This window comes from Phycicoccus jejuensis (assembly GCF_044797865.1).
Taxonomy (GTDB): domain Bacteria; phylum Actinomycetota; class Actinomycetes; order Actinomycetales; family Dermatophilaceae; genus Phycicoccus; species Phycicoccus jejuensis.
This window is the reverse complement of the sequence record NZ_CP085209.1, coordinates 3806141-3818780: the sequence shown is the minus strand read 5'-3', so window position 1 is coordinate 3818780 and position 12640 is coordinate 3806141. Positions and strand designations below refer to the sequence as shown.

Sequence of the window (12640 nt, the reverse complement as noted above, 5' to 3'; positions counted from 1 at the left end):
GGGTGACGGCGCAGCGGGGGACCCCGTCGGTCCTCGCGCTGCCCGGCGCCGGGGACGCGCTGCGCGAGCGGCTGACCGACGGGCTCGCCCGGGTCGAGGCGCTCATCACGCAGCGCGTCGACCACGACGACCCGTTCATCGCGCAGGCGTCGTCGCACCTCACCGCCGCCGGGGGCAAGCGGTTCCGGCCGCTGCTCACCCTGCTCGCCTCCGAGCTCGGCACGGGGGTGTCCGACGAGGTCGTCGCGGCGGCCGCGGGCGTCGAGCTGACCCACCTCGCGTCGCTCTACCACGACGACGTGATGGACGAGGCCGACGTGCGCCGTGGGGCGCCCTCGGCCAACGCGCTGTACGACAACTCGACCGCGATCCTCGTCGGGGACCTGCTCTTCGGCACGGCGTCCGACATCGTCGCCGACCTCGGGCCGCAGGCGGTCAAGATCCAGGCGCAGACCTTCGTCCGGCTGTGCGCCGGGCAGATCCGCGACGACCGGCCGTGCCCCGAGGGGCAGGACCCGGTCGAGTACTACCTGCGGGTGCTCGCCGACAAGACCGGAGTCCTCATCGCCACCGCCGCCCGCTACGGCGCGATGTTCGGCGGCTGCGACGACGCGACCGTCGAGGTGATGCGCGAGTACGGCGAGCGGCTCGGGGTCGCCTTCCAGCTGGCCGACGACCTCATCGACATCTCCTCCGAGGCCGACGAGACCGGCAAGACCCCCGGCACCGACCTGCGCGAGGGCAAGCGCACCCTCCCGGTGCTGCACGTGCTCGCCTCCACCGACCCGGCCGACGCGCGGCTCCAGGAGCTGCTGCGCGGTGACCTCGACGACGACGCGCGCCTCGCCGAGGCGCTGGAGCTGCTGCGCGCCCACCCCGCGATGGACCGGGCGCGCGAGCACACCTTCGCCGTGGCGAGCCGGGCCCAGTCGGTGCTCGAGCCGCTGCCGGCCGGCGACGCCAAGGACGCGCTGTACGCGCTCGCCACCGGCGTCGTCACCCGAGTGGGCTGAGCACCGGCTCCTGCTCGCGCACCGGCCGCCGAGGGATGGCCAGCGCGAGCGCGACGGCGGCGAAGCAGAGGACGGCGGCCCCGACCCACGCCCAGTGGTAGTCGCCCTGCGCGGTGCGGACCCAGCCCGCGACGCTCGCCCCGACCCCGGCGCCGACCATGTGCGACGCGAACACCCACCCGAAGACGACGCCGGAGTCCGCGACCCCGAAGTGCGTGCGGCACAGGGCGACCGTCGGTGGCACGGTCGCGACCCAGTCGAGGCCGTAGAAGACGATGAACACCCACATCCCCGGCTCGACACCCGGCGCGAGCACGGCGTCGAGCGCGAGCAGCGACAGCCCGCGCCCGCCGTAGTAGCCGGCCAGCAGGAGCCGGGGGTCGACCCGGTCGGTCAGCCAGCCGGACCCGACCGTGCCGGCGATGTCGAAGACGCCGACGACGGCGAGCAGCCCGGCGGCGGTCGTCGCGGGCATCCCGTGGTCGTGGGCGGCGGGGACGAAGTGCGTCTGGATGATGCCGTTGGTCGACCAGCCGCAGACCCAGAAGGTCAGCACGAGCGCCCAGAACGTCCAGCGGCGCGAGACGCGCACGAGGGTCGAGACGGCGCGGCGGGCCGGTGACTCGGTCGAGGCGGCCACCGGAGGGGCGGCCGAGGTCGCGCCCCAGGGCAGCAGGCCGCGGTCGCGCGGGTGGTCGGTGAGCAGCAGCGCGACGAGGACGGCGACGAGCAGGGCGAGGACGGCGACGACGCCGGCGGCCCAACGCCATCCCGGCCCCGCCGCGGCCCGCGCGATGACCGGCAGGAACAGCAGCTGGCCGGTGGCGTTGGCGGCGGAGAAGATGCCGGTGACGAGCCCGCGGTGCCGCTCGAACCAGCGGTTGGCGACGACGGCGCCGAGGACGAGCGCCATCGCGCCGGTGCCGATCCCGATGAGCACGCCCCAGAGCAGCCAGAGCTGCCAGGCGGAGGTCATCACGGTCGTCGCGGCGCTCGACAGGCCGACGACGACGAGCGCGACGGCGACGGTGCGCCGCACCCCGAACCGTTCCATGAAGGCGGCGGCGAACGGGGCCGTCAGCCCGTAGAGGACGAGGTTGAGGCTGACCGCGCCGGAGGTCGTCGCGCGCGACCACCCGAACTCGGCCTCGACCGGCTCGAGCAGCACCCCGGTCGAGGAGCGGAAGGCCGCGGCCGCGACGAGCGCGGCGAGGGTGACGGCGGCGACGAGCCACGCACGGTGGGGGAGACCGCGCGGCGGGAGCACGCGCTCCCCGACGAAGTCCCCGTCGTCCGGTGTCACGGCGCCAGCATCGCACTAGGGTCGGCCCCGTGGAACCGGTGCCCGACGGCGTGACCGCCCAGTGGGACGCGGCGACCGTGGGCCTGCCCGCGCCGCTCGTCGTCCTCGACCTCGACGCCTACGAGGCCAACGCCGCCGACCTCGTGCGCCGGGCGGGCGGCCGGCCGGTCCGGGTCGCGTCGAAGTCGCTGCGCTGCCGGTGGGTGCTCGACGACGTGCTGGCGCGCCCGGGGTTCGCCGGGGTGATGGCCTACGCCGTGCGCGAGGCCGTGCGCCTCGGACGCGCCGGCCTGCGCGACCTCTACGTCGCGTACCCCTCGGTCGACGCCGCGGCCGTCGGCGAGGTGGCCGGCGACGACGACCTGCGGCGCGAGGTGACGCTGACCGTCGACTCGGTCGAGCACGTCCGGTGGCTGCGCGACACCCTCGGACCGGCGGTGCGGGGCGTCGGGGTGGCCGTCGACGTCGACTGCTCCGTGCGCGTCGGCCGGCTGCACCTCGGGGTGCGCCGCTCGCCGACCCGCACGCCGGCCCAGGCCCTCGCGGTGGCGCGGGCTGCGCAGGGCATCGGCCTGGAGGTGCGTGGCCTGATGTTCTACGACGCGCAGGTGGCCGGCCTGCCCGACACCCCGCCGGTCCGCCTGCTCAAGCGGCGCTCGGTGGCCGAGCTGCGTGAGCGGCGGGCGGCCGTCGTGGCGGCGGTGCGGGCCGAGGCGGACCTGCGCTTCGTCAACGGCGGCGGCACCGGCAGCCTGCACACGTTCACGGGCGACGACTCCGTCACCGAGCTCGCGGCCGGGTCCGGCCTCTACGCCCCGACCCTGTTCGACGGCTACGACGCCTTCAGCCCCCGCCCCGCGATGGCCTACGCGCTCGACGTCGTCCGGCGGCCCGCCCGCGACGTCGTCACGGCCTTCGGCGGCGGGTACGTCGCGAGCGGCGAGCCCGGCTGGTCGCGGGTGCCGGCACCCGTGCGGCGCGGGTGGTCGCTGCTGCGCACCGAGGCGGCGGGCGAGGTGCAGACGCCCGTCAGCGGCGACGGCGTCCACGGCCTCGCGCTCGGCGACCGTGTGTGGATGCGCGGCGCGAAGGCCGGCGAGCTGCTCGAGCGCTTCGACACCCTCCACCTCGTGCGGGGCGGGCGGCTCGTCGACTCGGTGCCGACCTACCGCGGAGAGGGATGGAACCACGGATGAGCGCGACCTGGCGCAACTGGGGCGGCAACGTCGTCGCGCACCCACGCGTCGTCACGGACACCTCGACGGTCGAAGGCGTCGTCGGCGCCGTGCGGTCGGCGGCCGGGCGCGGGCTCCGGCTGCGGGTGGCGGGCACCGGGCACTCGTTCACGCCGCTCGTCGCCACCGACGGGGTGCTGCTGCGCCTCGACGGCCTGACCGGCGTCCTCGTCGTGGACCGCGACCGGATGCGGGTGCGCGTCGCGGCCGGCACCCCGCTGCACCGCCTCAACCCCGCGCTGCAGGCGCTCGGCCTGGCGCTGCCCAACCTCGGCGACATCGACCGGCAGACCATCAGCGGGGCGATCTCGACCGGGACGCACGGCACCGGGGTGCGGTTGCAGGGCATCGCGGCGGCGGTCTGCGGGCTGGTGCTCGTGCTCGCCGACGGGTCGCTGCTGCGCTGCTCGGCCGAGGAGTCGCCCGAGGTGTTCGAGGCCGCGCGGGTCGGGCTGGGCGCGCTCGGGGTGGTCGTCGAGGTCGAGCTGCAGTGCGTGCCGGCGTTCCGGCTGCACGCCCGCGAGTCGGGGGAGTCGTTCTCGGCGGTGCTCGAGGGCATCCACGACCTGGCCGACGCGCACGACCACGTCGACATGCACTGGTTCCCGCACACCGACCGGGTGCTGCTCAAGCGCAACGACCGGGTCGCGCCGGGGGAGGGGCCCGGGCCACTGCCCGGATGGCGTCGGCGCCTCGACGACGACCTGCTGGCCAACCGCCTCTACGAGGGGGTCAACCGGGTGCTGACCCGCGCGCCGGCCGCGACGGCGCGCGTCAACCGGCTGAGCGCCCGGGTGCTCGGGGCGCGCGAGTACGCCGACGACTCGTGGAGGGTGTTCTGCTCCTCGCGCGAGGTGCGGTTCGTGGAGTCGGAGTACGCGGTGCCGCGGGCGTCGGTCGTTCCGGTGCTCGAGGAGCTGCGCGCCTGGTTCGAGCGCTCCGGTGAGCCGGTGCCCTTCCCGGTCGAGGTGCGCTTCGTCGGGGCCGACGACGTCTGGCTCTCGACGGCCTACGAGCGCGACAACGCCTACGTCGCCGTGCACCAGTACCACCGGATGGACCCCTCGCGCCTGTTCGCCGCCTTCGAGGCGATCGTCGCCGAGCACGAGGGGCGGCCGCACTGGGGCAAGGTCCACACCCTCGGGGCCGAGCGGCTGCAGGCGCTCTACCCCCGGTTCGACGACTACCGGGCCGTTCGCGACCGCCTCGACCCGACCCGCCTCTTCACCAACCCCCACGTCGCGCACCTCCTGGACGCCTGACACCAGCACCCCCGCCCGGCGGCTGCACCCCGTCGAGTGAGCAGGACACGCCGTCCCGCGCGCCGGCGGACGGCGTGTCCTGTTCGCTCGACCGGATCGGCAACCCTCGACATCGGTGCGACGAACCCCGCGCCGGACCGTTTGCGGACGGGCGATCCGGGGGAGGGGTCCTCATGACGAGCGCGACGACCACGTCGCGCTCGGGGACGAGAGGACGACGGCGTGAAGGCACTGACGTGGCAGGGCAAGCGGGACGTGCGGGTCGAGGACGTGCCGGACCCGCGCATCCAGGAACCGACCGACGCGGTGATCCGCGTGACCTCGACGGCGATCTGCGGCTCCGACCTGCACCTGTACGAGGTGCTCGGCGCGTACCTCACGCCGGGTGACGTCCTCGGGCACGAGACGATGGGGGTCGTCGAGGAGGTCGGCCCCGAGGTGACGCACATCGCGCCGGGGGACCGGGTCGTCATCCCCTTCAACATCTCCTGCGGCTCCTGCTGGATGTGCGAGCGCGGCTTCTACGCGCAGTGCGAGACCACGCAGGTGCGCGACCAGGGCAAGGGCGCGTCGCTCTTCGGCTACACGAGCCTCTACGGTGCGGTCCCCGGCGGGCAGGCCGAGTACCTGCGGGTGCCGCAGGCGCACTTCGGGCCCGTCAAGGTGCCGGACGAGCACCCCGACACCCGCTTCCTCTACCTCTCCGACATCCTGCCGACGGCCTGGCAGGGCGTGCGCTACGCCGACGTCGAGCCGGGCGGCACGCTCGCCGTCATGGGCCTGGGGCCGGTCGGGCAGCTGGCGACCCGCATCGCGAAGCAGCTGGGCGTGGAGCGGGTCATCGGCGTCGACCTCGTGCCCGAGCGGCTCGCCCTCGCGCAGCGGTACGGCATCGAGACGGTGGACCTGCGCGAGGTCGACGACGTCCCCGGCGCGCTGCTCGACCTCACCGGCGGGCGCGGCCCGGACGGCGTGCTCGAGGCCGTGGGGATGGAGGCGCACGGGTCGCCGCTCGCCGCGACCGCGCAGGCCGCGGTGGGGCTGCTGCCCGACGCGCTGGCCCGACCGCTCATCGACCGCGTCGCCATCGACCGGCTCGCGGCGCTCACCGCGTCCTTCAAGTCCGTGCGGCGCGCGGGCACGGTGAGCATCAGCGGGGTCTACGGCGGCGAGGTCGACCCGCTGCCGATGATGGAGATGTTCGACCGCGGCATCACCGTCCGGATGGGGCAGTGCCACGTCAAGCGGTGGATCGACGAGATCATGCCGCACGTCCTGGACTCCGCCGACCCGCTCGGCCTCGAGGACCTGGCGACCCACGTGCTCCCGCTGGCCGAGGCGCCCCGCGGCTACGAGATGTTCCAGGCCAAGTCCGACGGCTGCGTCAAGGTGGTGCTCCAGCCGTGAGGGGTGTCCCCGGGCGCACCGTGCTCGTGACCGGCGCGTCGAGCGGCATCGGGCGCGCGACGGCGCTGCAGCTGGCGGCCTCGGGCGTCGACGTCGCCCTGCTGTCGCGCTCGGAGGAGGTGCTCGAGGAGGTCCGCGCGCAGTGCGAAGAGCTCGGGGTGCGAGCCGTCGTCACCGTCGCGGACGTGACCGACCGCGACGCGCTGGAGGCCGCGTTCGAGCGGGCGCGGACCGAGCTCGGGCCGCTCGACGGCGTCGTCCACTCCGCCGCCGCGCTCACCTACGGACGGTTCGAGGACGTCCCGGCCGCGGTGTTCGACGGCGCGCTCGCGAGCACGCTGGGGGGCACCGCCAACGTGGCGCGCCTGGCGCTCGAGGCGTTCCGCGCCCGGGGACGGGGCAGCCTCGTCGTCGTCGGGTCGCTGCTCGGCAAGATCAGCACGCCCTACATGAGCTCCTACGTCACGGCCAAGTGGGGCGTGCACGGCCTCGTGCGCACCCTGCAGATCGAGGCGCGCGCCACTCCCGGCATCGACGTGAGCCTCGTCTGGCCCGGTGGCGTCGACACGCCCGTCTACCTCCAGGCGGGGACCTACCTGCAGCGGCACGGCCGTCCGCCGCCCCCGGTCGACCCGCCCGAGAAGGTGGCCGCCGCGGCGGTCCGCGCGCTCTGGTCGCCGAAGCGCGAGGTGATGGTCGGTCCGCTGAACGGCGTCGTCGTGGCGGGGTTCCGGCTCCTGCCGGCCGTCTTCGACGTGCTCGTCACACCGCTCATGCGGCTGAGCGGCCTCGGCCGCGAGGAGGTGGCGAACTCGCCGGGCAACGTCCTCGACCCCACGCCGGAGGGCGAGGCCGTCCACGGCCGCTGGAGCCGCCGCCTGTCCTGAGCGCTCGTCCGGGCGGCCTCACACCGCGGCGGGGCCGGCCGGCGTGCCGTAGTGGTGGGCGAACGGCGAGACGTCGGCCGGCGCCTGCCCGAGGTAGACGACGACGCGGCAGCCGGGGTCGCCGACGGCGATCCGCTCCTCGAGGAGCACGGAGGCGCCGACGTCGTGGTTGCGCGCGGCGATGCCGCCGAAGACGCTCGAGGTCATCCGGCAGAGGGCCGGCGCCTGGCGGACCGTCTCGCCGAAGGGGCAGCGGGTGTTGACGAGGACCACGCGCTCGTCGGTGGCCTCGAGCACGCTGAACCCACCGTCGATGGCGTGCTTGAGGCGGACGTAGCAGCGGCCGAGGTCCTGCGGCGAGAGCCGGCCGACGACCTGCTCGGCGAGGCGGAACTCGGCCTCCATCTGCCCCCCGACGTCGATGCCCACCTGGGCGACCGTGGCCTCCGCCGCGTCCGGCCCGTGGTGGTGCTCGACCGCCCGCGACATCTGGACGACGAGGGCGCGCAGGAACGACTCGCGGCCGAAGCCGCCGTCCGGGCCGGCCTCGTCGAGCGCGGGCAGGAGCCCGCCGTCGCGTCGTGGCGGGTCGACGCTGTGGGTCGGCCTGCGCGAGACGGCCAACCGCATCGAGACGACGGTCCCGGACTCCCGTCGCAGCCGCGAGACGACGTCGTGGGCGAGCAGCCCGATGATCCCCGTGCCGCGGCCCGACTCCGGAAGGTCGGCGAGCCCGGCGAGGTCGTCCGCGTCCGTCGACGGGGCCGGCGCGGTGCCCGGCGGCAGGGGCCGCGGGAGGGAGCCTCCGACGTCGTAGACGGTGAGCGCGGGGTGCTCCTCGGCCCAGGAGAGGGACACCCACACCGGGCCGGCGGTGTGGCGCAGCGCGTTGCCGACTGCCTCGCTGACGACGAGCTCGGCGTCCTCGACCGCCTCCCGGTCCGGGAGCGCGTGCCGGGCCAGGTACCGGCCGATCTCGCGGCGCAGCTCGCCGAGCTGGTCGTGCCGGTCGAGGTACCAGTCCATGGAGCCCATCATGGGCGCCCCGCCGGCCGGGGGGGACCGCAGTGACGGACCGGCCCGGCAGGGGTGGAGAGGGCGCGACGAGCGTCACGCCAGGCCGCGATGGGCGGACCACCGCTCCGCAGCCCGGGTGGCGGCCGCCTCGACGAGGGCCCGCAGCTCGGGGGAGTCGGGCACCCGGAAGGACGTGTACGCACCGCGCCCACCCGCCGTGGGACGCCCGTAGGCCTTCGCGGCGAGCGTGCCGTCGGTAAGCATCCGGACGTTGAGCGTCGTCAGGAGGAACTCCTCGCCGCGACGCGAGTCCGTCCACCGCAGGCGCTCCGGCACGGCGACGTTGATCGCCATCGCGCTGACCTCGACATAGTCGTTCACGGGCTTCGGCATGATGAAGGGTTGTCGCAAGTGTGCGAGTTGGTCAAGCCTCCGAGCGCTATATCACAGCGCTCATAATGTCGTGGCGCTTGCGACCCTCTTGTGGAATGAAGTCTGCACTTATGCACCGTTGACTGTGGGACCAAACATTAATCGGGATCTGTTGGTGGGATTGTCGGGAGAGCCTGTGAGATCGCGTCTCGCAATCGCGAGTCGTTTGGGCTTGTGAGCATACGTGTGACCCAAGCTGAAAAGACATCGACCCTAGCATTTCTTAGGCGACTTGAAGCAAGGGCGAGAAGAGGCCCTTTGCGGTCGTATATCGCTAGTAGTCGAGGAAGGTCACGTGATGTGATCGAGTCGGTGATCTCGCGACGAGCGGAATCTGCTAGAGAGTGAATGTTAAGATCTCGCGTGCGTTCATCAAAAGTTCTCTGCAAATCTGCCACGACCGTAGCATCTGACAGATCCACAATTTTCAATGCTCGATCTATGCGCCGGCGACAGAAGTCGAGGGCAACGCGATTGGCGTTTGCTTCATCTGCGGCTTGAGAAAAGATCTCGTCGGAGAGGTCCTGAAGCTTGGTCTCAATGGCCTCTGGGGGGTATCCCTCGATCTCCAGAATGCGGCGCGAAACGCTCGGAAGCAAGAGAATGTTTTCAATCTCCGCCACCGGAAGTGACTGGATCCCCATGTCCGCCAAGCTCTGCTGGTCCTCTTGGCTTCGGCTATCTGCATCGACCAAGCCGAAACAATCGACCCGCGTCAAGGAAGAGTTGGAACGCATGGTGACCACAGAATGTATTACTTCTTCGCAACTGCCGCGAGCGATGACGGTGAAGCCGGGGTAGCAGGCGCGGTAAAAAGCCAGGTCCAAACTGGCATTTCTTCCCTCAACGAAGAGCACTGGCGAGCGACTGCCGAGGATCAGAGCCACCGTTTCATCTGAGAACCCGGCCGCTTCGGGGATCTCCTCAACATCCCAACCGCTATCAGGTAAGTATTGCCTAATCAGGTACTTGTGGCCCGCGCGGGACCCTGCGAACTCAAGATCGTGCGTTATGACGATGAAGGCACAATCGGGCCGTGCGGCCTCAAGTTCATCCCACAGGCGACCGAGAATAGACCTGTGCACGTGGATTTCGGGCTCATCCATGATAAACACCGCTTCGGGCGGCGCTGCGAGCACCTGTCCTACTATGTAAAAGACCGCTTTCTCACCGTCGCTCATTTGAGTGATGGAGTAGCTTGAAGATAGATTCCCGATGTCCGACCGCGATACCTGTACTTGGTCTGCTGTGATTGTCAGCTGTCTAGTCGGCAGAATGCGCTCATAGATCACCTTCAGTCTGCGCAAATAGCTATCGACTGGCTGAGGTGCTTCGGAGGTTGCGCTTGAGTTGTACGCGCTTACAGCTATGTTTGCCTGCTCAGCGAAAAGAAGTTGCATAAGCGCGCTTGCGTCATTGAAGACAAAGCGTGGGTTGTCGTTCCCCCACCTGACAATCTTTCGCGCGGCCGGGCCGCCCCCATAGCCTTCTGGATTCTCGTATCCGAAGCGCAGAAGATTTCTCGCGTTCTCTTCCGAAACCTTTTCGATGGATGGATCGAGGGCGAGTGCGCGCTGGGCTGAGATTCGGTGAGCCCTCTCGCCAAGAGATCCTTCTAGTTCAACGGCTAGCCGCGATTTTCCACTGCCGTTGGCGCCCACAAGCATGGTGGAAGTTCCAGGCCCTACATCCAAACTAATGGAGGTGCCCCGGATGGGTAACTGTTCGGTCATGGAAAGTTGGCCTCCGTAGGGCAGGCGAACGCTTGCTGCGCGACAACTGGGATGCTTACCGTAGCCGAGCGGACGCACACTGCTGCTTGCGGGCGCCTTGATCGCGGGCAACTTCGGACCAATCTCAGGGGAGGTCAATGGTTCGACCATGGGCGACCCGTTCATGCACTCGACCACGGGTCAGCGACCCACGCTCCTTGCCATGCCGAGGCTGTGGCCCTGCCATTATTCGGCCTGCCACGGGGCCGGGAGGGCGGGGGATTTGCTCTCCGGTTTGGCTCCGGGATCCTCAGACCGTGGGCTCGGGGCACTCCGGCGAGCGGGCGGCCGCGGCGGCGCGACGGGAGGTGCGGGCCGCGGTGAGGGAGTCGTAGGAGAGCAGCACGAGCGCCACCCAGACGATGCCGAACCCGATCCAGAGCCGTCCCGACACGTGCTCGCCGAGCAGCGTGACGCCGACGACGAGCTGGAGCACGGGGGTGATGAACTGGATGAGCCCGACGGTCACGAGCGGGATGCGCCGCGCGGCAGCGGCGAACAGCAGCAACGGGACCGCCGTGACGACCCCGGACAGCACGAGCAGCGTCGTGTGCCAGCCGCCGTGCCCGGCGAAGGTGATCTCGTCGCGCGCCGCGAGCACGAACAGGACGACCACCGCGACCGGCGCGAGCACCGTCGTCTCGGCCGCGAGCGAGTGCATCGCCTCGAGCGAGGCGCCGACCTTCTTCTTGACGAGCCCGTAGAGACCGAACGAGAACGCCAGCGCGAGAGGGATCCACGGCACGACGCCGCCGGCCACGGCCAGCCACACCGAGGCCAGGGCCCCGATGCCGACCGCCGCCCACTGCAGCGGCCGCAGCCGCTCGCGCAGCACGAACACGCCGAGCGCCACCGTCACGATCGGGTTGAGGAAGTACCCGAGCGCCGCCTCGTAGGTGCGCCCGGTCAGCACGGCGAGCACGTAGATGACCCAGTTCGCGGCGATGAGCAACCCGGCGACGGTGATGCCCGCGACGAGCCGGGGCCGCGAGACGAACGACCGGATCCACGCGAGGTCGCGCCGCACGAGCAGCACGAGCACGCAGACGGCGAGCGTCCAGAGGATGCGGTGCGCGAGGATCTCGAACGCCCCGGACGGCTCGAGCGCCGCGAAGTAGAGCGGGAAGAGCCCCCAGATGCCGTAGGCGAGGAAGCCGTAGCCGGTGCCCCGGCGGACCTCCGCCGCAGCCTCGGCCGCGGTGTCCCCCGACGATGAGCGTTCGTCGCCGGCCGCGGTCACTCCACGGTCCACGTGTCGCGACCGCGCAGCAGCTCGTCGAGGTCCGCGTCACCGGCGGGCCCGCCGGCGGCGTCGACGGCGCCCTCGACCTGCGCGCGCACGAGGTCGTCGTACGTCGGCCGCGCGACCTGGCGGAAGATGCCCATCGGCACGTGCGTCATCTCGGGGGAGTCCAGGCGCGAGAGCGCGAAGGCCGCCGACGGGTCCTCGGCCGCGGCGTCGTGGACGACGACCTCGCGGGCCCCGACCTCGGCCTCCGGCACGAACTCCGACGCGCCCCCGGCGACCCGCACGAGCACGCGGCGGTCGTCCTCCGGCCCGACGGTCACGGGCTCGCCCGAGCGCAGGCGCACGATGCGCGCGGCCTGCTGCGTGCGGTCCTTGAGCACCTCGAACGCGCCGTCGTTGAAGATCGGGCAGTTCTGGTAGATCTCGACGAGCGCGGCGCCCCGGTGCTCGGCCGCGGCCTTGAGCACCGACTTCAGCTCGTCGCGGTCGGACTCCATCGCCCGCGCGACGAACGTCGCCTCGGCCCCGAGCGCCAGCGACACCGGGTTGAACGGCGCGTCGACCGACCCGAGCGGGCTCGACTTCGTGACCGACCCGGTGCGCGACGTGGGCGAGTACTGCCCCTTGGTCAGGCCGTAGATCTGGTTGTTGAACAACAGGATCGTCATGTTGACGTTGCGGCGCAGCGCGTGGATGAGGTGGTTGCCGCCGATCGACAGCGCGTCGCCGTCACCGGTGACGACCCACACCGACAGGTCGGGCCGGGAGGTCGCGAGACCGGTCGCGATGGCCGGGGCGCGGCCGTGGATCGAGTGCATCCCGTAGGTGTCGAGGTAGTACGGGAAGCGCGAGGAGCAGCCGATGCCCGAGACGAAGACGATGTTCTCGCGGCGCAGCCCGAGCTCGGGCAGGAAGGACTGGACCGCGGCGAGGATGACGTAGTCGCCGCAGCCGGGGCACCAGCGCACCTCCTGGTCGGAGGTGAAGTCCTTCTTCGTCTGCTTCGCGGCGTCGTCCGGCAGGTGCGGGACGTGCTGGAGGCCGGTCACGGGCATGCCGAGCT

General features: G+C 71.6%; 11 protein-coding genes. 5 read left to right on the top strand and 6 right to left on the bottom strand.

Features of this window, described 5'->3' with window-relative positions:
• Positions 1 to 2: 2 nt before the first annotated feature.
• Positions 3 to 1013 carry a polyprenyl synthetase family protein gene (locus LG324_RS18130; protein WP_404350208.1) on the top strand — a complete coding sequence of 337 codons (1011 nt, stop codon included), beginning with the start codon at positions 3 to 5 and terminating at the stop codon, positions 1011 to 1013.
• Here the strand turns inward: LG324_RS18130 and LG324_RS18125 are convergent.
• Positions 997 to 2316 (bottom strand): MFS transporter, encoded by a 1320-nt coding sequence (locus tag LG324_RS18125; RefSeq protein WP_404350206.1) that lies wholly within the window; start codon positions 2314 to 2316, stop codon positions 997 to 999. The genes LG324_RS18130 and LG324_RS18125 overlap by 17 nt on opposite strands.
• Positions 2317 to 2345: 29 nt before the next feature.
• On the opposite strand from LG324_RS18125, the gene LG324_RS18120 reads away from it, so the two are divergent.
• The 4 genes from LG324_RS18120 to LG324_RS18105 all read left to right on the top strand — a co-directional run bounded on the left by LG324_RS18120 (position 2346) and on the right by LG324_RS18105 (position 7107).
• On the top strand, positions 2346 to 3512 hold the full coding sequence (locus tag LG324_RS18120) for an alanine racemase (protein WP_404350204.1): 1167 nt from the start codon (positions 2346 to 2348) through the stop codon (positions 3510 to 3512).
• Positions 3509 to 4813, top strand: a complete 1305-nt coding sequence (locus LG324_RS18115; RefSeq protein WP_404350202.1) for a D-arabinono-1,4-lactone oxidase — start codon at positions 3509 to 3511, stop codon at positions 4811 to 4813. Before LG324_RS18120 ends, LG324_RS18115 begins: the two co-directional genes overlap by 4 nt.
• Before the next feature lie 222 nt (positions 4814 to 5035).
• Positions 5036 to 6220 carry a zinc-dependent alcohol dehydrogenase gene (locus LG324_RS18110; protein ID WP_404350200.1) on the top strand — a complete coding sequence of 395 codons (1185 nt, stop codon included), beginning with the start codon at positions 5036 to 5038 and terminating at the stop codon, positions 6218 to 6220.
• Positions 6217 to 7107, top strand: coding sequence for an SDR family NAD(P)-dependent oxidoreductase (locus tag LG324_RS18105; protein ID WP_404350198.1), 891 nt, complete (start codon positions 6217 to 6219; stop codon positions 7105 to 7107). Before LG324_RS18110 ends, LG324_RS18105 begins: the two co-directional genes overlap by 4 nt.
• An 18-nt stretch (positions 7108 to 7125) precedes the next feature.
• On the opposite strand, the gene LG324_RS18100 is transcribed toward LG324_RS18105, so the two are convergent.
• The 5 genes from LG324_RS18100 to LG324_RS18080 all read right to left on the bottom strand — a co-directional run bounded on the left by LG324_RS18100 (position 7126) and on the right by LG324_RS18080 (position 12632).
• Positions 7126 to 8133: an ATP-binding protein gene (locus LG324_RS18100; RefSeq protein ID WP_404350196.1), complete on the bottom strand. Its 1008-nt coding sequence runs from the start codon at positions 8131 to 8133 to the stop codon at positions 7126 to 7128.
• Between the two features lie 84 nt (positions 8134 to 8217).
• Positions 8218 to 8517, bottom strand: a complete 300-nt coding sequence (locus LG324_RS18095; RefSeq protein ID WP_404350194.1) for a hypothetical protein — start codon at positions 8515 to 8517, stop codon at positions 8218 to 8220.
• A 137-nt stretch (positions 8518 to 8654) separates the two neighbouring features.
• Positions 8655 to 10439 carry an AAA family ATPase gene (locus LG324_RS18090; RefSeq protein WP_404350191.1) on the bottom strand — a complete coding sequence of 595 codons (1785 nt, stop codon included), beginning with the start codon at positions 10437 to 10439 and terminating at the stop codon, positions 8655 to 8657.
• Positions 10440 to 10578: 139 nt separating this feature from the next.
• Positions 10579 to 11568, bottom strand: a complete 990-nt coding sequence (rarD, locus tag LG324_RS18085) for an EamA family transporter RarD (RefSeq protein WP_404350188.1) — start codon at positions 11566 to 11568, stop codon at positions 10579 to 10581.
• Complete coding sequence (locus tag LG324_RS18080; protein WP_030526728.1) at positions 11565 to 12632, bottom strand: 2-oxoacid:ferredoxin oxidoreductase subunit beta; 1068 nt, start codon at positions 12630 to 12632, stop codon at positions 11565 to 11567. Before LG324_RS18080 ends, rarD begins: the two co-directional genes overlap by 4 nt.
• Between the last annotated feature and the right edge of the window lie 8 nt (positions 12633 to 12640).